Annotated in this window: 18 protein-coding genes; 6 read left to right on the forward strand and 12 right to left on the reverse strand. The window is 59.9% G+C overall.

Annotated features, from left to right (window positions below):
- Positions 1–154: 154 nt before the first annotated feature.
- Positions 155–673, reverse strand: coding sequence for a GNAT family N-acetyltransferase (locus KVT38_RS11050; protein ID WP_217593774.1), 519 nt, complete (start codon positions 671–673; stop codon positions 155–157).
- Positions 674–825: 152 nt separating this feature from the next.
- Between KVT38_RS11050 and KVT38_RS11055 the strand changes: the two genes are divergently transcribed.
- Positions 826–1,227: an exosporium protein C gene (locus KVT38_RS11055; RefSeq protein ID WP_217593775.1), complete on the forward strand. Its 402-nt coding sequence runs from the start codon at positions 826–828 to the stop codon at positions 1,225–1,227.
- Between the two features lie 41 nt (positions 1,228–1,268).
- On the opposite strand, the gene KVT38_RS11060 is transcribed toward KVT38_RS11055, so the two are convergent.
- Together KVT38_RS11060 and KVT38_RS11065 are read right to left on the reverse strand one after the other, a co-directional pair.
- Positions 1,269–2,150 (reverse strand): DUF5666 domain-containing protein, encoded by an 882-nt coding sequence (locus KVT38_RS11060; RefSeq protein WP_217593776.1) that lies wholly within the window; start codon positions 2,148–2,150, stop codon positions 1,269–1,271.
- The gene (locus KVT38_RS11065) at positions 2,131–2,628 is read right to left on the reverse strand and encodes an RNA polymerase sigma factor (RefSeq protein WP_090116672.1); all 498 of its coding nucleotides are present in this window, start codon (positions 2,626–2,628) and stop codon (positions 2,131–2,133) included. The genes KVT38_RS11060 and KVT38_RS11065 overlap by 20 nt, the downstream gene beginning before the upstream one ends.
- A 308-nt stretch (positions 2,629–2,936) precedes the next feature.
- On the opposite strand from KVT38_RS11065, the gene KVT38_RS11070 reads away from it, so the two are divergent.
- The gene (locus tag KVT38_RS11070; RefSeq protein WP_217593777.1) at positions 2,937–3,791 is read left to right on the forward strand and encodes a hypothetical protein; all 855 of its coding nucleotides are present in this window, start codon (positions 2,937–2,939) and stop codon (positions 3,789–3,791) included.
- A 124-nt stretch (positions 3,792–3,915) separates the two neighbouring features.
- Here KVT38_RS11070 and KVT38_RS11075 read toward each other — a convergent pair whose 3' ends face one another.
- The 3 genes from KVT38_RS11075 to helD all read right to left on the reverse strand — a co-directional run bounded on the left by KVT38_RS11075 (position 3,916) and on the right by helD (position 8,793).
- Positions 3,916–4,380 carry a hypothetical protein gene (locus tag KVT38_RS11075; protein ID WP_217593778.1) on the reverse strand — a complete coding sequence of 155 codons (465 nt, stop codon included), beginning with the start codon at positions 4,378–4,380 and terminating at the stop codon, positions 3,916–3,918.
- 125 nt (positions 4,381–4,505) lie between these two features.
- Positions 4,506–6,191 (reverse strand): methyl-accepting chemotaxis protein, encoded by a 1,686-nt coding sequence (locus KVT38_RS11080; protein ID WP_217593779.1) that lies wholly within the window; start codon positions 6,189–6,191, stop codon positions 4,506–4,508.
- A gap of 184 nt (positions 6,192–6,375) precedes the next feature.
- Positions 6,376–8,793, reverse strand: a complete 2,418-nt coding sequence (gene helD, locus KVT38_RS11085) for an RNA polymerase recycling motor HelD (RefSeq protein ID WP_254639146.1) — start codon at positions 8,791–8,793, stop codon at positions 6,376–6,378.
- A 247-nt stretch (positions 8,794–9,040) separates the two neighbouring features.
- On the opposite strand from helD, the gene KVT38_RS11090 reads away from it, so the two are divergent.
- Entirely contained in the window at positions 9,041–10,135 is a 1,095-nt protein-coding gene (locus KVT38_RS11090; RefSeq protein ID WP_217593780.1) for an NAD(P)H-dependent flavin oxidoreductase, read from the forward strand.
- A 945-nt stretch (positions 10,136–11,080) separates the two neighbouring features.
- On the opposite strand, the gene KVT38_RS11095 is transcribed toward KVT38_RS11090, so the two are convergent.
- From KVT38_RS11095 to KVT38_RS11105, 3 genes are all read right to left on the reverse strand, one after another.
- Entirely contained in the window at positions 11,081–13,705 is a 2,625-nt protein-coding gene (locus KVT38_RS11095; protein WP_217593781.1) for a glycoside hydrolase, read from the reverse strand.
- Between the two features lie 145 nt (positions 13,706–13,850).
- Complete coding sequence (locus KVT38_RS11100) at positions 13,851–14,312, reverse strand: DUF2269 family protein (protein ID WP_217593782.1); 462 nt, start codon at positions 14,310–14,312, stop codon at positions 13,851–13,853.
- Between the two features lie 7 nt (positions 14,313–14,319).
- On the reverse strand, positions 14,320–14,913 hold the full coding sequence (locus tag KVT38_RS11105; protein ID WP_217593783.1) for a TetR/AcrR family transcriptional regulator: 594 nt from the start codon (positions 14,911–14,913) through the stop codon (positions 14,320–14,322).
- Positions 14,914–15,047: 134 nt separating this feature from the next.
- Between KVT38_RS11105 and KVT38_RS11110 the strand changes: the two genes are divergently transcribed.
- Complete coding sequence (locus tag KVT38_RS11110) at positions 15,048–15,467, forward strand: SRPBCC family protein (protein ID WP_217593784.1); 420 nt, start codon at positions 15,048–15,050, stop codon at positions 15,465–15,467.
- Positions 15,468–15,588: 121 nt separating this feature from the next.
- Here KVT38_RS11110 and KVT38_RS11115 read toward each other — a convergent pair whose 3' ends face one another.
- Complete coding sequence (locus tag KVT38_RS11115) at positions 15,589–19,650, reverse strand: S-layer homology domain-containing protein (RefSeq protein WP_217593785.1); 4,062 nt, start codon at positions 19,648–19,650, stop codon at positions 15,589–15,591.
- A 199-nt stretch (positions 19,651–19,849) separates the two neighbouring features.
- Here KVT38_RS11115 and KVT38_RS11120 point away from each other — a divergent pair, with 199 nt between their 5' ends.
- Positions 19,850–21,583 carry a sensor histidine kinase gene (locus KVT38_RS11120; protein ID WP_217593786.1) on the forward strand — a complete coding sequence of 578 codons (1,734 nt, stop codon included), beginning with the start codon at positions 19,850–19,852 and terminating at the stop codon, positions 21,581–21,583.
- A 7-nt stretch (positions 21,584–21,590) separates the two neighbouring features.
- Positions 21,591–22,706, forward strand: a complete 1,116-nt coding sequence (locus KVT38_RS11125) for a response regulator (RefSeq protein WP_217593787.1) — start codon at positions 21,591–21,593, stop codon at positions 22,704–22,706.
- A 66-nt stretch (positions 22,707–22,772) separates the two neighbouring features.
- Here the strand turns inward: KVT38_RS11125 and KVT38_RS11130 are convergent, their stop codons facing one another.
- Together KVT38_RS11130 and KVT38_RS11135 are read right to left on the reverse strand one after the other, a co-directional pair.
- The gene (locus KVT38_RS11130; RefSeq protein ID WP_254639147.1) at positions 22,773–24,368 is read right to left on the reverse strand and encodes an ABC transporter substrate-binding protein; all 1,596 of its coding nucleotides are present in this window, start codon (positions 24,366–24,368) and stop codon (positions 22,773–22,775) included.
- Positions 24,369–24,430: 62 nt separating this feature from the next.
- Positions 24,431–25,363, reverse strand: a complete 933-nt coding sequence (locus KVT38_RS11135; protein WP_217593788.1) for a carbohydrate ABC transporter permease — start codon at positions 25,361–25,363, stop codon at positions 24,431–24,433.
- Positions 25,364–25,366: the final 3 nt, after the last annotated feature.

Consider the following 25,366-nt stretch of genomic DNA (forward strand, 5'->3'; position numbering starts at 1 on the left):
CGAGGAGCCGTTAACCTTGCTCCGATCTCGATTCGCGGCCTCTCGCGGACTCAGGTAACGCTATTTCGGGATTTCCAGCGTTTTTTAGCTTTGATCGGGGTTCATAACGTCCCCCCGAGTCCGACGCCATCTGCTCACCTATTCGCGACCCGCATCAGCCGTCCGTCTCGCGGATTTCTTTCTCCATGATATAATCGTCCATCACGTAGCCGTTCCCGATATCCGCGACCTGCTCGCGCACTTTGCGGAAGCCCTTCTTTTCGTACACCGATATCGAAGCTTCGTTGTGCCGATTGACGGTCAGCCAGATGGCGCCAAGACCGCGCTCGCGGCACAGCCGCATCAGAAAATCCATGGTGCGGCTCGCATAGCCTTGTCCCCGCTGCGCCTTCAGCACGTACAGCTTGCTCAAAAACAGCTTCCCGTCCTTCGCTTGAACGGCCATATATCCGACGTTGGCGCCGTTGGCCTGCATCAGATAATATTCGTAGCCCTGATGCGCAATCTGATCCGCAATCGCGCCCGGCGACTGGAACTTGTCCACCATATACACGATCTGCTCAAGGGACAGAAGCGCCCCGTAATATTCGTGCCAGATCTCCGAGGCCAGCGTCGCCACGGTCTGTGCATCCTCAATCGTAACCGGGCGGCATGCCCACGCTTCTTGCGCCATTTCGAACAACCTCCCGTTTGCCTGCCGTTCATCCTACTCGGCCCATCGTCTTGCATTTAAAAATGGTGCTTTTATCGTGAGCGGTTTGTCCATTCCGACGCCGACAGCCTGTCATATTCTATTCTATCTCTAACGCAGGGAGGTGAACAACAATGTCAGTCGTCACTTACAATGCAACGTCGGTCACTCCGATTACGGACGGCGTGCAAATCCCGGTGCCTCAGACGCCGCAAGGCGTCGGCCTCGCCACCGTCATCGCGGCCGTCCCTTCGATCCCGAACACGGTCCAGCTCACGGCTTCTGTCGGCCTTCGCGGCGACATCGGCACCGGTAGCGTATTGTTCCGTCTCTTCCGCGACGGACAAGAGATCTACTACTCGCGCCAAGGCATCGAGGCCGGCTTCGAGCAATTCTACGTCGTCACGCTCCAAGCCTTCGACAACGCGACGCCCGGACATCATGCCTACACGCTGTCGATCGAGAAGCTGTCCGCAGCCTTGACCGCCACCGTTATCGGACCGATCAACCTCAGCGCCGCCGTTTACACCGTCTAATCGCGCAAAAAAGGCAGTCCTCGCGGACTGCCTTTTTTGCGTTACTGCTGCGGCGCCATATTGTTGTAAATGCGCGTAGCGTTCACTTTGCCCGTAGACACGTCTTCGCTTGTGTAGCCCGACACGATGTTGCCGACTTTGAACTCCTTTTGCAGCAGCTCTTCGGACGGTTCTGCGGCCGTCGGGCCGTCGATGCCCATGGCGGTGTCCGGCGTGATCGTCACCCACAGGTCGCCGACCTTGAAGCTTTTGCCGTCCGCACTTACTTCCGAGATAACGCCGTCGATGTTGACCATCGCTTTCCCTTTGATCGGCGCTTCCTCCTTCGCAGGTGCCATATTGTTGTAGATGACGTCAGCCGTCACGCGGCCGGACGAGACGTCCTGAGAGGTAAAGCCGGACACGATGTTGCCGACCTTGAACTCCTTTTGCAGCAGCTCCTCGGACGGGGCGGTCGCCGTCGGCTCGTTGCTGCCCAGCTTCGTCTGATCCGTGACTTCTACCCACAGATCGCCGACCTTAAAGCTCTTGCCGTCCGCGCTCACTTCGGTGATAACGCCGTCGATGTTGACCTGGACCTTGCCCAGGATCGGCGGCCGTTCGGACACGACCGATGTGGGCTGTGCCGTCGCCGACGGAGAAACTGTTGGGGAAGCGACCGAATCCTTCGTCGGACCGTTCTGATTGATTGCGAAAATACCGACCGCCAGCACCGCACACGCCGCTACCCCGACTGTCCAACCCGTCAACGTCTTCTTTTTTGCCTTTTCCATTTTAACCATCTCCTTGGATTGTGTTTGATCGATCGGGCCGTTCTGCTCCGATTTTTCCATTTCGCGCATTAGCTTCTGATACGTGGCTTCGTTGAAGTCCTCGCTCGTTTTCAAATGAGACATCGCGGATTTATATACTGAACGCTTCATCCTCTGCGCCTCCGATCTTCTCTTTTAACAGCATCCGTCCTCTGGCGAGCCAGGTCCCGACCGTGGCGGGCTTGGCCTGCAAAATGTCCGCGATCTCCTGGATCGAGTAGCCTTCGTAGTAGTGCAGGTGAATTGGAATCCGGTACTTCTTGTCGAGCGCCAGCACGGCCTGCAGAACCTCGTTCTCTTCCCGTGGGAGGTAGCTCAGGTTTTCGGGAACCGGATTGCGGCTTCTGAACCAACCGGCTTTGAGCATGTTTTTGCTTTTGTTGATCGTCGTGCGAATGAGCCACGCTTTTTCGTGCTCGTTATTTTCGAATACGGGGCGCTTCTGAAGATAGGCGAGGAATACGTCCTGCGCCACCTCTTCCGCATCGGCCATATTTTTCAAGTAGGCGAAGGCGATCTTGATCAGACTTTGCGAATAGCGATCCAAGGCCCGTCGCACAGATTCATTGAGCTCAAATGAATTGTACACCTCAGCACCTCCTTTCCCTTTGAATACAACTGAGGGTGCGGATATTTTTCATGGCGGGCGAATTTTTTTTAAAATGATTGGCTTTTTCGACTCTATTTACACGCTATAGACGCACGGAACGGCCGATAGGGATGCAAAAAAGAAACGGCGGTCCCAGTAGAATTACTGGAACAGCCATTCTCTAAGGTGTCGTTGTCAGAAAAGAAGAACCATAACGAGTACCCATGCCGGTTTTTTGCGCCCCAAAAATGGTTAGAATAGTTCTACTTTGCTTTTGCAATATACCCTTTATGGGAAAGGGAACGGTTATGAGCCACTTCTGGTCCAATACGATCTGGTATTTGTTATTAGGTGCCGCAACCGCATTTCAAGTGGTTTATACCGTGTACGTCTCAGAGAACCGCTGCAGAACCTTTGCTTTCTATTTGACGCTTGTCGGTCTTCCGCTATATTTCGAGACATTTATTCTTATTTTCCTAGATGCCTATGTATATTATCCGAAGATTATCCAAAGTCCAGACCTTGATCCCTTTAATGATGCGTTAGTGGGCAACCTGTTCTCGCAAACCGCCGTGGCGGCATCCGCATTGTTTTTGACGGTTCGTCAAAAGCCGTTTTCCTGGTATGCGGTCATTGCCTTCCTTTACTGCGTTATGGAAGAACTTTTTAAGGCGTTGGGGATATACAGTCAACATTGGTGGAGAACCTGGATGACATTCATTGGATTACTCCTGATGTTTGCCATTGCGAAATGGATGTACTCCCGCCTAGTCCGGGGGCTTCGAACGATATACTACTACGGATATATCTTATTAGGAATGTTCCCGGTCTGTACGATTCTCTTTCTTTGGGGCGTTCTCGACTTGTTCGGACTTATGCGCTTTAATGCAACTTTGCTCTCCAACCCTAAAATAAGCCGGTACGGTCTATATATAGTCTTTTTTTCTATCTCATATCCAATCATGGTTTGGGGTTACTTACGGAAACATTGGGTATGGAAAGCAGCAGTCTTTGCAGTTATAGGTGCAATGATTTATGTAGGACATATCTGTCATTTGTTAATCTTTCGAGAAGGTTTGTTCATACCCGTAGGTATCCTCATGATCATTTGGATGTATGCTTCGGTCTGGATATTAGATCGCTTATACGAAGGACCATCCTAACGGGAATTAAAGAGGGGGCGCACGCGCTCCCGTTTAACCGGTCCGCAATCTGAGCCACAAATGGAAAAAGCGCCCGAGGGCGCTTTTCCGCACATAGGAGAAGGTTGGAAATACCGCAAAAAAATCAGGAGATCGCGAGATGGTAGCCGTACAGCGCGGGAAATCCCGTCGGCTTGATGACCACGACGTGGTAGGTATGGCCCGCCGTCTTGCTGAAGGTAATCGTCCGCGACGGGTTTGTCGGCGTGATGCCGCCGGTGGCGAGCGTCGTTGCGGTTGTCGCGTCGATGATGGAGATATACTGATTGACGATCTCGCTCGTCCCGCCGTCGGACGAAAAGGTCACCGTTACGGTGCCGCCGGTCGGCGCCGCGAACGCGAAGTAATCATTGTCCGCGCCGCCGCCCGGTCCGTTCAACTGTCCAAGCACGGTGTCTCCGATGCTGACCGCGTCCGCCGTGGCAGCCGAGTTGTTGCTCTCGCTCTCGAGCACGGTCGCCGCGGATGCGGCGCTCGCGCCGGCGAGCAGCATACCGAGGACGGTCAGCGTCGCGAGCGCTTTGCGCGGTTGCCATACTGCTTGAATCATATCAATTCGCTCCTTTGGATAGAGCGGGCGCGCCCGCTCGGATAGGTGGTGCGTCATCTACGTTAGCACCCCGTCCGGCGGGCGGATACGGTAGGTATTGAACATTGCTGTATATTTTGTACAATTCAGGCCTTGAATCGACCGATCGATTGCTGCAGCTCCTGCGCCATTTTGCTGAGGGCTTCGGCCGACGCGGACACTTCCTCCATCGCCGCGTTCTGTTCTTCCGACGAAGCGGCCACGTTTTGCATATTGGCGGCCGATTGCTCGGCAATGGCGGCTACGTCCTCCATCCATTTGACCATGCTCTGCGCGCTTGCGTTCACTTGCTCTGCGATCGAAGCGACTTCATGCGACTCGACCGCCGCCTGTTCGACGGCACCGGCGATGAGCGAGAAAGATTCGCCCGATCGGTTCACGAGCTCGATGCCCGCCCGGACGACGGCCGTCCCCTCATCCATCGCTCGTACCGCTTTGTCAGCTTCTGTCTGCATCTCTTGAATCAGCTCGCGAACTTGCCCGGCCGCCTCGGTAGACTGCTCGGCCAGCCGCCTTATCTCGCTGGCCACGGCGGCAAAGCCGCGGCCATGCACACCGGCCCGCGTAGCCTCGATGGCGGCATTGAGAGACAGGATGTTCGTCTGGGCGGTGATGTCCGCGATCATCGCGGCGATCTGGTGGATCGCTTTGGACTTCTCGCTCAAGGCGTATACGACGGCCGCCGTCTCGCTGACCGAGCCGCTCATGAGATTCATCTGTGCGACCGCCCGTCCCACGACCTGATTGCCGGCATCCGCTTTGTCTTTGGCATCGGCGTTGAGCGCCGCCACTCGCTGGATAGAGGACGAGGCTTGCTCCATCCCCTCCGAGATCTCTTCGGCCGCTTGGGCCGCCGCAGTTACATTGGATACTTGCTGGGCTGCGCCCTCGGCTACCTCCTGGATCGATGCCGAGATTTGCTCGGTGGCTTTGCTCGTCTGTTCGGCACCGGCCGACAGCTGCTCGGAAGTGGACGCGACCTGGTCCGTATTCATGCCTACTTCGCGGACGAGCTGCCGCAGATTGGACTTCATCAGGTTGAAGGAAGCCGCCAGCCGGGCGATTTCATCTTTATTTTTCACTTGAATGTCCGGCTGCGTCAGATCGCCCGAAGCGATCTTCTCCGCTCCGCCTACCAGCGCCAGAATCGGACGCGAGATGACACGGGAGATGAGAAGCGCGATGGCGACTGCCAGCAGCAAGGAAACGATGCTTAGCGCGAGCACGGTCAGAATGACGGACGACACGAGCCGCGAATTCGCCCGGCTGCCTTCCTCCATGAATCGGGATTGGTCTTGGGCGATTCGGTCCGCCGACTCCCCGATCTTCACGGTGATGGGCAATGCCTTGTCCACGAAATGCTGCTTCGCCGTCGCCGAATCGGTCCGCAAAAAGGCGAGCACCGTGTCCGATTCTTTTTTAAACGCGGCATTCAACGCGGCCAGTTCCTGCAGCGTATCCTTCGTCTCTTCGCTCCCGGACAATTTTTGGGCCGTCTGAATCGCCTCGTCAAGGCTGGATATCGCCTTCGCAAGCGCCCCGTAGGCGCCCTTCTCCTGAAGCAGCGCGCTGCGCAGGCTGCCGTTTTCTTTGGACGCCAAGCTTTGAATTTCTTTGGCCTGCACCAGAATCGCGGACCGGCGGCCGACGAGGTCCGAATAGGAATCGTTGACGCGCTGAATCTGAACGTACGAGATCGCGCTTATAAGGCCAATAAGAAGGATGACGCCCAAAAAACCGGTCAATATTTTTTTCCGGATCGTAAAATTCATAACCCGCCTCCATCAGAGTATTATAAGTACATATGTTATTATATATTGTAATAATAATTGTAAAACAATTCTAAACATTTTGTCCCAGAAATAGCGCTTTCAATCCGATTAAAAATAAAAAAGGACTGCCGAGACTTTCTCGACAGTCTGAGGTCACCAGCTTCAGCCCGATTTTACCGACCGATTACGACCGTTCGTCGTACAGCGAGGCATCCAACGCCCGAACGAACGGCGTCCATTCCCCCGCCGCATAGAGCAGCAGCCGGTGCATGGCGCGCGTGCAGGCGGTGTAGAACAGCTTGCGCTCGCTCTCCCGGCCGTAGGTCTCCTCGGACGCATCGTAGATGAGCACGGCGTCGAACTCGACGCCCTTCGCGAGGTACGCGGGCAGCACCAGCGTCCCCTTCTCGAACGTTGGCGTCTCCTTCGTGACGAGCCGCAAGGAAGGGCAGCCTGCCGCCAGCAGCGCCTCGTACGCTTCCGCGCTCTCGGCCTCCGTCTTCGCGATGACGGCGATGGAGGCGTAGCCTTCGTCCCGCAGCGCCGCGACGTCCGCCGCCATGCGCGCCGCGGATTGCTCGCGGCTCGCGGTCCTCAAGAGCAGCGGCTTCGGCCCGCTGCGCTCGAAGGGCACGATCTCCCGGCCGTCGGGCAGCAGCTCCCGCGCGAACGCCACGATCTCGCGCGTCGACCGGTAGCTGCGGACGAGCCGGATGAGGCGGGTGTCCGACTCGCCGTACAGCCCGATCAGCGGGGAATCGGCGCCGTGCAGCTCCGTCGCCTGCGTGAAGATCGCCTGCCCGAAGTCGCCGAGCACCGTCATGCGGGCTCTGGGGAACAGCCTTTTCAAAAACTCGTATTGGAATACCGAGTAATCCTGCCCCTCGTCGACGAACACATGCCGGATCTCCGTGTTCATCCGCACGCCTTCGACAAGCTCCTTCAAATACAAGTAGGGCGTCGCATCCTCGTAGAACAGCTCAAGCTTGCCAAGCTTCTCCTTCGTCTGTTCGCAGATGTCGTCCCACAACACCGGCGCCTCCGTCTCCCCGGTCATCCTCAAGTAAGCTTCCTTGCCGCCGAACAGCTGGGCATACAGCCCGTTCGCGTCGATGAACCGCATCCGCTTGACGAACAGCCGCAGCGGCTTGAACTGCGCTTTGACGACGCGAATGCGCAGCAGCTCCTCCTCGCGTTCGGCGTAGTCGAAGTCGCTCTCGTCCCGCCGACTGCGCCCCTGGAGCCGCTCTTGGACCTGCTCATACTGCTCGGCGAAGTCGAACACGCCGCGGTCCTGATGCAGCTCTCTGAATGCGGCGGCGTAATCGTCCTTGTCTAGATAATCCAGCTCATCCTGAACCCACAGGGCTCCCCGCTCCTCGCGCTCAAGCGCAGTCAGCTCCTTCAGCAGCCACTCCTGCAGCAGAGCGACGCGGTTCGCCACGCCTACGGCCGGATCGTAGCTATAAAATTGCGCCTCCATGCGCGCCGCGGGAATCAGATCGCGGTCGCGGAACCGGATGCCGACGAACCGCATGCCTTCCCGCCCCAGCCAGCCCGCATAGCCCCGGAGCGCATGCAGGAAGGCGGCCGACGCCTTGTAGGCGATCCCCTCCAGCCGGGCTTCGTACGCGCGGGAAGACGCACCCGACAGCACGTATTCGATCTGATCGAACGGATCCTCCGTTCGCAGCCCCGCGCCTAGCCCGATCTCCAGGTACTCCTGGAACGTCGTCTGCAGCATATTCTCTTCGCCGAGCTCGGGAAGCACGGTGGACACATAGCTGTTAAACATCGGGTTGGGCGAAAAGAGGACGATCTGGTCCGCCTTGAGCCGTTCGCGATGCTTGTAGAGCAAGTACGCGACCCGCTGCAGCGCCGCCGACGTCTTGCCGCTGCCCGCCGCGCCCTGTACGATAAGCATTCGGCTCTTGTCGTCGCGGATGATGGCGTTCTGCTCCTTCTGGATAGTCGCCACGATCGTCTTCATTTGCGCGTCCGCGCCGTGGCCGAGCACCTGCTGCAGCAGCTCGTCGCCGATCGTCAGGCTCGTATCGAATACGTTCAGCAGCCGGCCCTCGCGGATCTGATATTGCCGCTTCAATTCCATCGTCCCGGTCACGCGGCCGCCCGGCGTATCGTAGAAGGCAGGGCCCGGGGAATGGTCGTAGTACATGCTCGCGATCGGCGTGCGCCAATCGTACACTAGGAACTCCAGGCCGTTCGATTCGACGAAGGACGATACGCCGATGTACACCTGCTCGCTGACGCCGAGCCCATCCTCGCTAAAGTCGATCCGGCCAAAATAAGGCGAAGGCAGCAGCCGGTTCAAGCCCTTCCATTGCTGCAGCCGCAGACGATAGCTTCGTTCCCGCTCCGACAGCAGCGCCTCCTGCTGTTTGATGCTGTAGAAGGTTTCCTCGAAGTCCTCGTTAGTGGCGGTGTTCACCGTCACTTCTTCCCAGAACCGCTTGCGAAGGTCTCCCGCCTGATTCCGCAAGCCATCCGCTTCCGGCTCCAGCTCGGCGATCCTTGCCCGCAGCTTCTCCGTCACCTCGTCCAGCCGCGCTTGCTCTTGCTTCCAATCCCGTTCGTTAATCATTTTCCGATCCCTCTCCCTTCCGTCGATGGGTAGAAAAAGAACGTTTGACAAACCACAGACCCGCATGATATGATTATTATGAAGGTAACATGCGATAACTGTGTTTCGTTCTTAAAAAAGTCAGTGGTTTCTTATCATACCACGGCTTTGCTTGCTGCGCAATCGAATAATACATATACCGGCGATATGCCGGTTTTTTTGTTTTATCGCTCGTTGAAGAGGACGAACTGCCGGAGGGGATATGAAAATGGAGACGTCGTTCACACGCAAGCTGGGCATCGCCCATCCGATCGTTCAAGCGCCAATGGCCGGCGGACCCGCTACGCCCGAACTGGCGGCCGCGGTGTCCAATGCCGGCGGACTGGGCAGCTTGGGCGCGGGCTATTGGTCGCCGACGCAGATCCGCGAGGCGATTCGGGACGTCAAGCGGCGGACGGATCGGCCCTTCGCCGTGAATCTGTTCGTGCCCGAGCGGGCGGGAGCGAAGGCGACGGCGGACGAGATCGCCGTAATGAACGCGCACCTGAATACCTACCGGGCCAGGCTCGGCATCGCGCCGAATCCCGCGCTGCCCCCTTATGCCGTATCGTTCGAGGATCAGGTGCAGGTGCTGTTGGAGGAGGAAGTGCCGGTATTCAGCTTCACCTTCGGCATCCCGTCCGCCGAAGCGATCGCGGCGATGAAGCGCCGCGGCATCGTCATCGTCGGGACGGCGACGACCGTGGAGGAAGGCATCCAGCTCGAGGCGGCGGGAGTCGATGCCGTCACGGCCCAGGGGGCCGAGGCCGGCGGGCACCGCGGCACGTTTCTGGGCGAAGCCGGGGATGCGCTGATCGGCACGCTGGCGCTCGTGCCGCAGTTGGCGGACCGGGTGTCGGTCCCGGTGATCGCGTCAGGCGGCATCATGGGCGGGCGCGGTCTGGCGGCGTGTCTCGCGCTCGGGGCATCCGCCGTGCAGATGGGCACGGCCTTCCTCGCGAGCCCGGAGAGCGGCGCCCATGCGGCACACAAGCGGCTGGTCCTGTCATCCGCCGAGGACGCGACGGCGATCACGGATGCGTATTCGGGCAAAGCGGCGCGAGGCATTCGTACGGATTTCATGCGGGACATGCGCGGCTATCCGGGCGCCATTCCCGACTATCCGATTCAAAATGCGCTGACCAGGGACATCCGTCAAGCCGCCGCCCAAGCGGACGATCCCTCACTCATGTCGCTTTGGGCGGGACAAGGCCTTCGGTTGGCAACCGGACAGGCGGCAGCCGATATCGTAAGACGAATGGTCGCGGAAGCGCAGGCCGCCATCGGGAAGCTGAGCGGCCTCGCCGGGTCGGGCGAGGCCTGAGCTTGGGCGCATTATCCGCAACTGCATAAGCCGGGCCTGCTCCGCTTCAGGAGGCGCAGACGCCCGGCTTTTTCTTAAGCCTCGTGCGTGACTCATTCGTCAGGGAGGCGGGCGCAGGCGGGAATAGCTCAATTTTGAGCTATTCTGTGTGTTTCGTGAGTGGAGGGCGGGCTTGGGTGGTCGGCGTGAGCGGGAATAGCTCAATTTTGAGCTATTCTGTGTGTTTCGTGAGTGGAGGGCGGGCTTGGATGGTGGGCGTGGGCGAGAATAGCTCAATTTTGAGCTATTCTGTGTATCGCGTGAGTGGAGGGCGGGCTTGGGTGGTGGGCGCGGGCGGGAATAGCTCAATTTTGAGCTATTCTGTGTATCGCGTGAGTGGCGCGCGGGCTAGGGAGGCGAGCGCGGGCGGGAATAGCTCAATTTTGAGCTATTCTGTGTATCGCGTGAGTAGAGGGCGGGCTTGGGAGGCGGGCGCGGGCGAAAATAGCTCAATTTTGAGCTATTATGTGTATCACGTGAGTGGCGTGCGGGCTTGGGAGGCGGGCGCGGGCGGGAATAGCTCAATTTTGAGCTATTCTGTGTATCGCGTGAGTAGCGTGCGGGCTCGGGTGGTGGGCGCGGGCGGGAACAGCTCAATTTTGAGCTATTCTGTGTATCGCGTGAGTAGAGGGCGGGCTAGGGAGGCGGGCGCGGGCGGGAATAGCTCCATTTTGAGCTATTCTGTGTATCGCATGAGTGGAGGGCGGGCTTGGGTGGTGGGCGCGGGCGGGAATAGCTCAATGTTGAGCTATTCTGTGTGTTGCGTGAGTGGAGGGCGGGCTTGGGTGGTGGGCGCGGGCGGGAATAGCTCAATGTTGAGCTATTCTGTGTACCAACACCACACCAAACAAAAACGATACGAAGCAGCGGCAGTCATCCGCTTCGTACCGTTTGGTTATTTCCCTGTCACGCCGCAGTAATCGCGATGTCGTCGATGAAGGCCGTATTGTCGCCGGACGTCGTCGTGGCCAGGAACTTGATCGTGTGGCTGCCGGCCGTCGCCGCGAAGTTGGCGGTCGCAAACGAGGCGTACGTCCCGGCTGTCGTCGTAAACGAGCCGATGACGGCGCCGTCGTACAGGACGTTAAACGACTGAACGCCGCCGAAGCTCGTGCGCTGCGCCGCCTTGAAGGTGACTTTGTAGGTGCCGGCCGACGGAAATGTCACACTCTGGCTGAACTCGCCGGGTACGCCGCCGTCCGTCTTCAGATAAGCGGTCTGCACGCCCTCGGGCGCAACGGCGGACGGACCCAGCACGCTGCCGTTGTAATGGATGCCCGCGCGGCTGTTGAACGTCCAGCCGCCGTAGGTAGCCGGTCCCCAAGCCGTCTTGGTCGACGCGGCGGCGACGGACGGCGACTCGAAGCCGGCGCCTGCGATGGGGACGACGGTCGCCGGGTTTAACATGACCTCGTCGATGAACGCGGTGTTGTCGCCGGCGGTCGTCGTAGCGGCGAACTTGATCGCGTGGCTGCCGGCCGACACCGCAAACGTCCCTGTCGCATAAGGCGCGAACGCGCCCGAGGAAGGCGTGAACGAACCGACGACCGCGCCGTCGACCTGGACGTTAAACGACTGGGCGCCGCCGAAGCTCGCGCGCTGAGCGGCCTTGAAGCTCAGCGTATAAGTTCCCGCAGCCAGCGCCACGCTCTGGCTGAACTCGCCCGCCACGCCGCCGTCGGTCTTCAGGTAGGCGGTCTGCAGCCCTTCGGGCGCATAGTCCAGTGCGCCGAAGACGCTGCCGTTGCGCTGGATGCCCGCCCGGGAATTAAACGTCCAGCCGGCGGTCGTCGGACCGACGACGGTGCCCGTCGTGGCGGGCGATTCGAATCCGGCGTTGGCGGGCTGCGCGGAGCCGTCCGGATTCACCCGGACGAGCGCGATGCCGTAGCTCGACGGATCGGCCGTACTCGCCGCCTTCACGGCGACCAGCTTGCTGCCGATGACGCGCGGTGCCGTGTAGACGCCCCCGCTCGAGATCGTGCCGTTGCCGCTGCCGACGACGCTCCAGGTCACGCCGCCGGTATTGTCGACGACGCTCGCGGCCAGCGTGACGGATTGGCCTGCCGTTACGGTCGGATTGACCGGCGATACCTCCACCTGCGTCTGCGCCGGCAGCGTCGTATAGACGATCACGTTATAGTTCGCGTCGATCGCGCCGTCGGTGAACGAAGTGCCAGCGGCGAAGCTCGCGACGGACTTTGGGATCGTGGCATTGGCGTTCAGCGCGACCGTGTCCTGGTAGACGTGCTTGCGGAACGTCTTGCCGACGTTGACGCCGCTGAAGTTGAACGTGACGCTGCGATCGGTGCCGGCCTTCGTCTCCAGCACGATCGTGTAGTCGCCGCCGCTCGTCTTGAAGGCGGCCGCCCGAATGTCGGCGGAGCCGGTGCTGACGGAGACGACCGAGCTATGCGCCGGGATGTACCGAGCTAGCAACCCCGCGGCGTAAAATGCTTTTTTAGGCGTCAATCCCGTGTACAGCGCGTCGTAAAGGTCGTAGTTGCCGTTCGTGCTGCCGTCCGGATCGGTCGAGTAGCCGCCGTTCAACTGCCAGATGAGCGCGCCGTTCACACCTTCGTTCGCCGACTTGATGACGGTGTTGGCGTAGCCGGAGTCCCAGCCGCTGTCGTTGTCGCTCGCCCAGCCGAACTCGGTCAGGTACACCGGCTTGGCGCCGACCACTGAGGTACGGGCGGAGATTGCCGTGCTAAGTGTCGCATACGGTTCGCCGTATACGTGGAAGCTGTAGCCGTCGAGATAGCTGTCGATATTCGTTTTCATATACTGCGTCCAGTCCGGTGCCCCCGTCTCTTCGGGTCCCCACAGCTTCACCAGGCTGCGGCGGCCGTCGGCGACGAGTCGGTCATGCACTTTTTTGACCATATTAGCGTAATAGAGCTTCTGATCGCCCGGCGCCTCGAAGTCCCACGAGCCGTTGGGCTCGTTGTAGAACGTCATGTACTTGATATTCGTGTAGCCTCTGACCGAGATCAACTGCTGCAAGGCGGCCGATGCCGAGGTGGCGAACGCGTCCAGATCCGCCGGTGCGCTCTCGTAGGGCGTCGTACTTCCTGCGATCGGGAACCAGCTGTGGATCGTCGAACCGTTTTTCCAGCCGAAATTCAGTTCGACCTCGGTCCCCGCGCTCTTCAGGACGTCGAGGTATTGGTAAAACGCCTGCATCTTCAGATTGTCCCAGGAGTAGGACCCCTTGGCCGGCTCCATCCAGTCGATCTGGAACCAGACGCGGGCCACCTTGGGCTTCATCGCCAGAATGCGTTCTTTGTCCATTTCCCAATGTGCGGTCGTGTACCCCTGCTCCCTGGACTTCGCCATGAGCGCGCTCGGAATGAGGTTGACGCCGACGCCCTTATAATCGGATTGGACGACGGTATTCGGGTTGATCGTGACGGTGTGTACGGCGGTAGCGGAGGCTTGATTCGGAAAAGCGAAAGCGGAGGGCATGAGCAAGAGGACCAGACAGAGACCGGCGAGCAACCTGCTTTTGGCCTTGCGTGTCAACTTCATCAATCTTCTCCCTTCGATTCGTGGAATGCCGACGGGTCGTCGCGGCAGCTGAATAGGAGGAGTCGGCTGATGTCAGTATGACAGCGGCGGGAGGGGAGATAACATGATCGATTTTCGTATTTGGTTGAAAAATCGCGGTCGACTTCTAAAAACCCTTCATCACCATCAGGTACAAAATAACGATCGGCAGCAACGTCGCGGCGATGCCGTAAATCGCCCACTGGCGCGAAGCGCGGCGGTAGTCTTCGGCGATCGTGCCCGTCTCTACGCTCCGCGCGCTCGATCGGATCAGCTTGCGCTGCAGCGGAATGAGCAGTCCGAGCCAGATCAGGCCTGTGGCCGCGAGCAGGATCAGCGACACGGTCAGCCAGTTCAGACCTGACAGCGAAGCGCCGGACCGCGCCGCCATGACGATGCCCGAGACCAGAATCAACAGGAGACCGGGAATGGTGAAAACATAGTCGGCGGCCATGACGTTTCTGGCGGCTTGGTGGATGACGACCGGGTTGCCGGTCAAGTCCGCCCTGACTTTCCAGAAGGCCGCCGTCGCGATATTGCCGACCATCAATACGACGCCGATCAAGTGCAGCACTAACCATCCATGCATGAGTTCCTCATCCTCTCGTCAAAATATCCCGGATAAAAGCCGTTAAATCCTCGCCCTTGAAGCTCGTCTGCGCCTGCGGGATGCTGGAACGGATGCGCAGGCCGAGCGTCATAAGCGTGAACAGGTCTCCCGCCTTGTCCGCGTCCACCGTCGCAGGAATGACGCCGTACCGCTGGCCGGTCTCGATCCACGTCTGGGACAGCTGAACGGATCGCTCGTAATATTGCCGCAGCGCCTCCGCGACCATGGGATCGTCTTCTTTGCCGAGCAGGTAGAGCAGCACCTTGTTCGTGACGTCTTGCGGATTTTCGTAAGCAACGATGCTGTCCCCGATGGTCCGCATCGGCTCGTCGAAGGTGCGCCTGCCCTGCTCGACTTCGTTCATGAAGCTTGCGTTCGTCTCTTCCAGGCGCTCTTGCAGCACCCAGACAAAAATTTCGTTTTTGCTCTTCACGTAGTGGAAAATGGCGCCCTTGGACATACCGGACCTGCTCATGATGTCCTGCATCGTGATCGCCTGGCAGCCCTTCTCCGCAATCAGGGCCTTGGCCGCCTCGAGCAATCGCCGGGTCGTTTGCTGTCTGCGCGCCTCTTGCTTCATCGCCGTACAACCTCCTTCAAGCATGCATACTTGTCGTTATTATATAAACCGACTAGCGGTTTGTAAATAGACGAGTTTGGCGCTTGACCATAAACTTCATGCATCCATATACTGGACGCAAGGAGCGTGATCATTTGCCAACGATTCGTAAGGAAATCCTCATTAAAGCTTCGCCCGAACAGGTATGGGACGCCGTCCGCGACGTCGGAGCCGTCCATCGTCGCCTTGTTCCCAAGTACACCGAGGATACGCGAATGAACGGTCATGAACGGACGCTGACAATGCTGGGCGGTGCGGTCGTTCGCGAGTATATCTTATCGGTCGACGATCAAGCTCGCCGCATGGCTTATGCCGTGATCGAGAGCCGAACCCCGCTGCTGCATCATCATGCTTCGTTCCAGGTGTTTCCGCACGAGGACGGCGTCGCCCGGCTCGTATGGACGACAGACTTCCTGCCGGACGATCTGACTGCCGAGATCCAGGCGCGCGTCGACCGCGGGTCGCAGGTGATGAAGCAGACGATCGAGACCGAGGCGAAAGGCGGCGTTCGGTAAACGTGCCGGAACGAACCGTCTACTCGGACCTCAGCTAGTTAAAAAAGGCCCCTCCGCCTATGCGATGGCGAGAGGGGCTTAAATTTAGGCTTATGACGATGGGTAAACCAGGCGCAGGCAGTCAGTCTCCAAGGAAACCGACCGCGCGCAGCATGCGCAGGAGCATGGCCGCGGACTCTGCTCGCGTAATCGGCTGCTGGGGATGGAGACGTGCCGCCGGATCACCCTGCATCAAGCCGTTGGCGACAGCTGCATCCATCGCTTCCCTGGCCCAGGCGGAAATTTGGCCTGCATCCGCGAAGGCCCCGAGCGCCGACGGCGTGCCTGAATCGGGGGCGTAGCCGGCCGCCCGCATGGCGCGCAGGAGCATGACCGCAGCTTCCTGGCGGCTGATGAGCGCATCCGGACGGAAGCGCCCGGCCGCGTCGCCCTGCACGATGTCCGCTTGCACGGCGGCCGCCACAGCTCCGGCATGCCAGCTGTTTTCGGCGACATCGCCGAAGTTCGGGCTCGTCCAGGCTTCGTCCTGCAAACCGAGCCCGCGCACGACCATGGCCGTCATTTCTGCCCGGGTCACAGGCGCGTCCGGGGCGAAGTTCGCGTCATCGACGCCTTTGACGATGAGCATGGAAGCCAGCGTGCGAACGGCTTCCTCTGCCCAGGAGCCCTGAACGTCGGCAAACTGCTTATCGTACGTCAGCAAGGCATAAATGCCGTTCGCCTGGATTTTCCATTGTACGTCCGTATCTCCCGGTCTAGCGGGTACCGGCGCGAACGTTTGCTGCGCTTCGATATAAAGCGCACTTAACAGCCGGCCTTGAGCCCCCAAAGCCGGTCGCGGAACCGTCACTGGGACGTATCGTCCGTAACCGGACAACGATTGCTCGATCCCGCCCGCGACGAGGCTCAGCTCCAGCTTAAGCGCTGGTCCCTGCACAGCTGCGCCCAGTCGCTCTGCCGCTTGCGCCACCGCGTGCTGTTCGGCATCGCCGGCTAGGGACAGCTTCATGCGGAGCTCGTCGAACGGACGATCGGACAGGTCGCCCAGCACCGTCACAGGCAGCTCGTAATCCGCCAGGCCCGTGCGAACCTGCAGCACGCCGTTCGGGTTGGCCTGCAGGAGCAAGCTGACGGTGTCCGAAGGCAATGTCAGCGTCCAGGATTCGGCGGGACTCGCGAACAGCGCCCGGCCATCCAGCCGAATCGCCGCGGCCGCGAGCTCCTCCTGCTTCCACTTAGTATCGCGGGCGGCTTTGTCCGCCGTCCATCGAACGATGTATTTGCGCAGCGGGTCTTCGATCTCAGCGGGGTCGGGGCCGGATCCCTCCTGCGGGCCGGATGGCGTGACGATCGCGCTCACGTTGACGGCCTGCACCGCTTCATTGCCCGCTGCGTCTCGCGCATAGACGGTATAGACGCCGTTCGCGCCGACCGTGAAGGCGCGCGCCGCCAGAATGTCCTTGCCTGCGTTTCCGCCCTCGAAGTCCGCCGCCGTTCGGCTCCCCTCGAGCCAGAGCAGCTTGACCAGCGTATTGCCCGCCGATGAATCGCCGTAGACGCCCGCGGTCACTGTGACGGCGACCGTGGAGCCGGGAGCCGTGTCCGCGCTTAATGCGAGGGCAGGCGGGATCGACACGACACGCACAGCGCTCGTGTCCGACACGTCATACATCAGCATGGCCGTACCGCCCGCCGCTTGATCAATTCTGGCTCCATCGGGCAGGTCGACACGCGGGGAGAGTTCGATGCCGTCCGTATCCGCCATCCCGACCGGCACTTCGTAGGTAAAGGAAAGCGAAGTCACGGTAGCGCCGCGAACGCCGGTGTACGCAGCGTAAACGACGTCCGTCACGGAGCCGTCGCCCAGCGCAATGGCAATGCGCGGCGTGCCCTTCACGACCACTTCGTCCCGGTAGGTCAACTTGAACGCGAGCACATCGCCCGCGCCGTACAAGCCGGCGTCCGGCGGCGTCAATACGACGCCTACGACGACTGCCCGGAACGTCGCGACCGCCCCCGCCAGCGTCGCCTGCGCCGCGTCCAGCTGCGCCTGCGTCCGATTCGCGGCGTCATCCGCGACCGCCTGCGCGACGCCGATCGCGGCGCTCAGCGCGCTCCGCGCGCCAGCCGGCGCCTGTCCGACATCCGTGCCCGCTGGATGGTCGTCCAGCGCCTGCTGCGCATCCGCGATCGCCGCTTCCAGCGCGGCGGGGTCGCCCGCGCCGATCACGGCGCCCTCGAACGCGTCGACGGCGCTATCCAGCGTCGCCTGCGCCGCGTCCAGCTGCGCCTGCGTCCGATGCGCCGCGTCGTCCGCGACCGCCTGCGCCACGCCGATCGCGGCGCTCAGCGCGCTCCGCGCGCCAGCCGGCGCCTGCCCGACGCCCGATCCCGCCGGATGGTCGTCCAGCGCCTGCTGCGCGTCCGCGATCGCGGCCTCCAGTGCGGCGGGATCGCCTGCCGTCAGAATATTGACGATACTGATCGTTTTCACCGCTTCGCTGCCTGCCTGGTCCTTTGCGTAGACCGTATAGGTGCCATTGCTGGCGGCATCAAAGCTTTGCGCTACGGTAATATCCGTCCCTGCGCTTGCAAAGTCCGAAGCGACGCGATTGCCGGCCAGCCATTTCAGACTATTCAGTCCGTTGCCTGCGCCGTCGATCTGCACGCTTGCCGACACGGTCACCGGATCGAACGTATCGCTCGTCGGCGAAGGCGTCAGCGCGATCGCCGGCGCGGCCGGCATGACGACTGTATGCGCAAGCGCCGCCGATGCGCCCGCCACATAATTCTCGTCGCCTTCATAATAGGCAACGATCGAATGCGATCCGACGGACAGCGCCGATATATCAAGCTCCGCGGTCCCGCCCGCCAAGGGCACATTACCCAGCACGGTCGCATCTTCTCTGAACTCGATCGACCCGGTCGGCATTTCCAGATCGCCGCTAACCGTGGCGGTCAGCGTGATCTCCTCGAGATAGGTGGAAGCGGGCTTCGAGGCGGTTACAGCAACCGTCGACGCAATGGCCAGCTTCGCCGGAACGGTCTGTCCACCCCCCCAGCTCCATATTCGTCCCTCCGCATCGAGGCCGTACGATTCCTCGTATCCCGCAGCGACCGACGTCAAATGGATCGGCGTGCCGTTGTCCATGACCGCAATCTTTTGAGGGAGCGCTCCGCTTGTCGTCGTGCCGTCGCCTAGCTGTCCGTCGCCGTTTTTCCCCCACGCCCATACGTTGCCGTGCGTATCCATGGCCAGCGCGTGATGATTGCCGCCGGTGATCTGAACGAATTTGACCGGGCTGCCGCCGTCCAGGATGGTCAGCTTCTCCGGCGACCATCGCGTATCGGGATCGGCCATCCCGTCGCCCTGCTGACCGTAATTGTTGGTGCCCCAGATCCAAATATCGCCGTCGCCTTCAAGCCCCAGCGCAAGAAAACCCCCGTCTCCAGTACCGCCGCCCACAGCGATCGCTTGAAACTGGGGCACAATGCCGCCGTCGTCCAACGCATATGCTTGAGGGTTCAGATCGAGCGACTGAATCTGCCACAGACGATGGTTCGAATCGATGCCGAACAGATCAAAGTCATTCGCGGATATCGACGCCCAGGCGACTGGGCTGCCGCCATCCGCAATCGGAACCAAAGAAGGCACTTGATCCGGATCCGCCGAATGGAGCCGCTTGCCCCATCCCCATAATCGCCCTGTGTCATCCAGCGCATAGGTCATATCCCTGTTGGCCGTGACTTGGGTGAACTTCACGGGCCCGCTCCCGTCCGAGACGGCGAGCTTCTCCCAGGCCAGGGAAGAAGGGGACGTGCCGTTGCCCAGAGAGCCGAACTCGTCCAGGCCGGTCGTCCATACCTGCCCGTCGGTATCCAGCGCTACAGAATGATTGGCGCCAGGCTCCACCTGCTGAAACGCAACCGGCGTACCGGCGCCATCCGTGACCTCGATTCGCTTGAGGAGGCTGTATTCGCCGGATGAAGTCCCGTCCCCGAACTGACCTTGTCGATTATATCCCCTTCCCCAAATCGTCCCTTCCTCGTCCAGCGCAAGCGATAAGCTCCAACGGCTCGCGATCGATTTAAACTTCACGCCTGCCGCGCTCGCCTCGGGCGGTACGAGCAGCGGCCCGACGATCAGCAGCAAAATCATTAAAACGAGATAACCCTTCTTCAATCTCCAACATCCTTTCTTCGCAGCACTGACGGCACCGTTCCTCGTACTCTATCATGCCCCTATGAAAGAACTATGAAAGGCTTGCCGCCGAGCGGCTCCCGCCTCCTCTAGTTATAGAAATTATTGTTAACGTGCTCTCTCTTTAAGCTATACTTAATAGAAAGACCGGAAGCTCACAGCGCAAGGAGATTGCCGCACGATGAATGCAACGCTTCCCAATGTCGCCATGCTCGTCTCCGTATGTCTCATGCTTGCGTTTTTGGGCTACGCCTTCTTGCACAGGCGCGAGCGGGGCATCCGATATTTTGCCTGGGTCATGGTCTGCCGCGTGGTCTACGCGGGCAGCGTCATGCTGGAGATCACGAGCGGCAGCCTGTCTGCAAAGCTGTTTTTTCGCAATTTACAGCAGACTTCGCTTCTGTTCATCGTGCCGCTCGTTCTGTTTTTTACGCTCGATTTGCTGGGAAAAGAAAACGCGCTGCGCAGGCTTCGCGTAAGCCTGCTCCTGTCCCTGTTCGCGCTTTGGTCGCTGCTGGTATGGACGAATCCCCTTCATCGCCTGCTCTACGATCGCACGATACTCGAGGGAGCCCATCTGGTGATCGGCAAAACCGTCGTCGCGATCTCGTTCAACATCGTCTGCTACCTGCTGCTGGCCGCCTGCGTCTTTTTTCTGTTCGTTTATCTGCGACGCATTCGTCCCGACATCCGGACGCCCGGCCTGCTGCTGCTGCTCTGCGGGTGCATCCCCGCCGTAGTGGAGGTCGTCAAGCTGACGGATCCTGCGCTAACGCCGTGGATCTTGCCTGCCTCGGTGTATTGCGGCTTTTTGGGCATGGCGATGCTCTGGATCGTGATTCGGTACCGCTTGTTCTCCATCGTGCCGCTGGCCCGCAGCATCGTCGTCGAGACGATGAGAGAAGGGATTCTGATCGTGAACCGTAGCGGCAGCGTCATCGACAGCAACAAGTATGTCGAGCCTTTGTTCGCCGGCAGCGGGACCGGTCCGCTCGCGGAGCGGCAGATCGCCGAGCTGCTGGCCCCATGGCCGGCGTGGCTTCGCATCTGCGAGCGAATGGAAGCGGGCGAGCTGGAGATCGACGCCTTGGAGAACGGGGAAGCGCGCGTCTATTCGGTCAGGGTGTATCCGCTGGCCCCTCGGGGAAAGGACAGGCAGGGTACCGTATCGGTGCTGTTCGATATCACGGACAAGCAAAGAAGGCTGGAGCAAATCGTCCAGCTCAATCAGCTGAAGGACCGCCTGTTCGCCGTCGTCTCTCACGATATTCGCGATCCGCTGGCGGTTCAGCTGAGCCTGCTCGAATCGCTGGAAGCGGACAAGCCGATGCTCGGCAGGGATCAGCAGGATGCGATCGATGCGCTCAGCGGGCAGGTGCACAATACGTATAATATGATCGAAAATTTGCTCGACTGGTATCGCAGCCAGAAGGACGGCCTGCTCCTTCACCCGCGGGCCTTGCGGCTGGCGAATGAGGTCGGCGAAGTCTGCCGCATGCTGAACATTAAAAGCGAGTTCAAACGGATCGCCATATTCGTGGAGATCGAGGGCGATCTTGCGGTGTATGCGGACCGGGAAGCGCTCGCGCTGATCGTCCGCAATCTGGTGACCAACGCGATTAAATACTCCCATCCCGGCGGATCCGTACGGGTGCATGCCGCTCGGGACGCCGGCCTTGTCGTCGTATCGGTCGGCGACCGGGGCGTGGGCATGGCGGAGGATCGAGCCAAGGTCTTGTTCGATCCGATGAGGCTCGATTCAACCGCCGGTACGGCCGGCGAGAGAGGAACCGGGCTCGGCCTGCAGGTATGCCGTCAATTCGTGAAGCTCAGCGGCGGACAAATCTGGGCGGAGAGCGCGCCGGGGCAGGGCAGTACGTTCTACTTTACGCTGCCGGAAGCGGATTTGGGGTGAGAAAACGATGAAAGTGATGGTCGTCGACGACGAACCGGCGATGCTGACGGCGATGAGGCTGCTGCTGTCCCGGACGGAAGGCGTGGAGATCGCCGCGATGCTGGGCAGCGCCGCAGAGGCGATCGCGTATGCCGCCAAGCATCCGGTGGATATGGCCTTTATCGATATTCAGATCGCGGAGGACGACGGATTGACGTTGGCCCGGAGGCTGCGGCAGATGCACGCCGAGCTGGACATCGTGTTCGTCACCTCCCACAAGGAATATGCGCTCGATTCGTTCGGCGTCTACCCGCTGGACTATATCGTCAAGCCCGTGTCCGCAAAGCGCCTCGCGGACACGATCGCGAGAGCCGCGAGCTTACGAGCGGAACGAGCGCATGCCGCCCCGCCGGACGAGCCTAGCCTGTTGACGATCGAGGCCCTGAGAGGCTTGCAGGTCGGCAGCGACGCGGGCGGGGCGGTCAAATGGATCTCCCGGAAAAGCAGGGAGCTGTTTGCTTACTTGCTGCTTTATCGCGGGCATGCCGCGGCCAAGATCCGTACATTGGAAGACGTTTTTCCCGAGCGGGAATTAAGAGGCTCCGATCTGTATCTGAACACGGCCGTGTACCAGCTTCGCAAGGCGCTTTCCGCGCACGGCTTGAAGGACATGCTGGTCTCCGACCGCGAGCACTATCGGCTGCGTCTGGAACGGACCCGCGTCGACTTCATCGCTTTCGAAGACCGGCTGGCCGAATTCCACGCGATCGATGCGGGCAATGAAGAGGCCGCGATCGCCCTCGAGCAGCTGTATAACGGCGATTTGTTCGAGGACATGCCGTATGGGTGGGCCAATGCCGAGCGCGAGCGGCTGAGCGACTTGTACGAAGCGTTCGCCAGACGCCTGACACGGGGGCTGCTCGACCGCGGGCGGGTCGAGCAGGGCATTCGCATCGCCAAGAAGCTCGTGCAGCGCAACGAACTGGACGAGGAAGCGAATCTGCTGCTGTTCGAGGCGCTCGCGGCGGCGCGGGACAGAGCTTCGCTGCAGGCCAGGTACAGGCGGTACGAGGAACTGCTCGATCGGGAGCTGGGCATTCCGCCTTCGGCTGAGATGGTCGACCTGTACCGGCGGCTGATATGACCCTCTTTATAGAAGCAGCCCCCTTCGCCTGTAGACGAAGGGGTCTGCTTCTCATTTTCCCGAGCTTTAGTTCTTAGCCAAAAACGCGTCGATCTGCGATTGCAGCTCGGTCTGGATCTTAGCGATGCCGGCCGCGTCCAGCTGCTTGTTCAGATCGGCCAGACCCTTGTCGATGTCCTTGACGAGGCCGTATTCGAGCGGAATGCCGTAGCGCAGCATGACGTTGCCTACATTGGCGATCTCCGTCTTGACCTTGCTGTTGTCGAACACGAACGTCTCGAGCGGGTAGTGGTACACGTTCGCTTCCCAGCTCTTGACAAGGTCCGACGCTTCCTGCGGGAACGCTTCGTTGTCGCGGTTGAGCGGCGAGTTGAAGCTCCAGTTGGAGAAGCCCGTGTAGTTCGGGTTTTTGTCGAGCGCCTTGTACTTGTCGTCGCCGACCGGCTCGTAGTGGACGCCGTTGATGCCGTACATGACCAGGTCGTGCAGCTCTTTGTCGTTCTGCAGCAGGTCGATCGCCATGAGGGCGCGCTCCGGATTTTTGGATGTCGCATGCACCGAGGTGCCGTTTTGCGTGGAGATCGCCACCGACTTCTTCTTGCCTTGGTTGATGTCCGCCAGCGCGACTTCGTATGGCGAATTTTCCTGGCGCATCAATGCCATCAGCGCGCCGAGCGTGCCGTTGTTATGCGTGATCGAAGCCGTCTTGCCCGCCTTGAAGTCCGCCTGATGGTCGTTTTTGCTGTTCAGGACGTTTTTCGACCAGGCGTTGTGGTCCGCAAGATCCTTGTAGTACGTTGCCAGCTGCTTGAATTCCGGCGTGTTGTAAACGTTGAACACTTGCCCCTTCTCGTCCGTCAGCTTGAAGGCGAACGGCATATCGAGATCGAACATGTTCCACTCGTTCTGCTGTTTGAGCAGCACGCGGTCGAGGTTGTGGAATTTCCAGTCGCCCGTCTCCGGCGTGAACGGCACGATGCCCTTTTCTTTTTCGGCAACCGTTTTCAAATACGTGGCATACGCTTCAGGACTGTCGATGGCCGGCAGGTTGTATTTCTTGCGCAGATCTTCGCGGTACAGGATCAGCTTCTCCACGGATTCTCCGCGGTTCTGCGGCACCATGTACAGCTTGCCGTTGGCCTTTGCCTGATCCCAGCTGACCTTGGACATGTTCTTCCATGCCTGCGGCGCGTACTTGGCGAGCATATCGTCCGTGAGCTCAAGGAAGCCGCCCTTCAGCGCCTGGTCGTTGTAGCCGGCCCAGTTGGCCGAGTAGATCAGGTCGAAGTTCTCGTCGGCGGCCAGCTTGAGCGGATACTTCTGCGCCCAGTCGGACCAGTCGAGGAATTCGCCTTCAATCGTCGCGTTGATCTTCTCTTTAAGCTTCTTGTTGAGCTCGGCGAACACCGAATCGTAGTCGACCGGCTTCGGTCCGACGAAGATCATCTTGAGCTTCACTTCCTTGGACGTATCGACGGCACCTTCGGACGGCGCGGCGGCGCTGCCGCTAGCGGCCGAGGATGAAGCCGATGCGCTCTTTGACGGCTCGGCGCTTGAACTTGCGGACGACCCGGAATTTTTGTCATTGTTGCCGCATGCACTCATGATCATTACAAAAGCGAACAACAGTGTGAACATCGTCCATCTGCTTTTTCTCAACATGCCGATCTTCCCCCTAATGGTAGTCGTATCAAGCTCTATCGATAAACCGGGTCGCCCCGTATTCATCCCTTTACCGCGCCAATCGTGAGGCCTTGAACGAAGTATCGCTGCACGAACGGATATGCCAGAAGGATCGGCCCCGTCGCGACGACCGTCATCGCCATCTTCAGGCTCTCGGTCGGGATAGCCGTCGTGACGACCGCCCCTGCACCCATCATCGCCTTGCGCATGCCGTCCATGTTGCCCAGCATTTTGTACAAATAATACTGAAGCGGCATCAGCTTCTCGTCGGAGACGAACAGTAGCGCGTTGTACCAGTCGTTCCAGTAGGCCAGCGCCAGGAACAGCCCGATCGTCGCAAGCGCCGGCTTGGAGAGCGGCAGGATCAGTTGCGCGTAGATGCGGAAGTCGCCCGCGCCGTCGATCTTGGCCGACTCGACGATCGCCTCCGGAATGCCGCCGAGGAACGATTTCATGACGATGATGTAAAAAACGTTGAGCACGAGCGGCACGATCAGCGCGAGCACCGTATCCTTCATGTGCAGGTAGTTCACGATGAGCAGGTACCACGGGACGAGCCCGCCGCTGAACAGGGTGGTGAAGAAAAAGAAGAACGAAAAGCCGTTGCGCCACTTGAAGTCCCTGCGCGACAGCGCGTAGGACGTCATCGAGGTCAGGAACAGGCCAAGCAGCGTGCCGCCGATCGTCACCCCGATCGTCACCAGGTAGGCCTGGATCATCTCGGTCGGGTATTTGAACAAAATGCTGTACGCCTCTACCGAGAAATCCGTCGGTATAAACTGATACCCCGCCGTAATGATCCGGTTCTCGCTCGTCAGCGACGACGACACGACCAGCAGGAACGGCAGCAGGCAGAGCAGCGCCATGATCGTCAGCGCCCCGTACCCGATGGCTGCGAATATTTTCTGATCCGTCTTTTTGACGCCCGAGGTTTTAGCGAACGACTTGTCCGCACTCAGCTCCGTTGCGCTCATGTC

The organism is Cohnella sp. GbtcB17 (genome assembly GCF_019091135.1).
In the GTDB taxonomy this organism is placed as follows: Bacteria; Bacillota; Bacilli; order Paenibacillales; family Paenibacillaceae; genus Cohnella.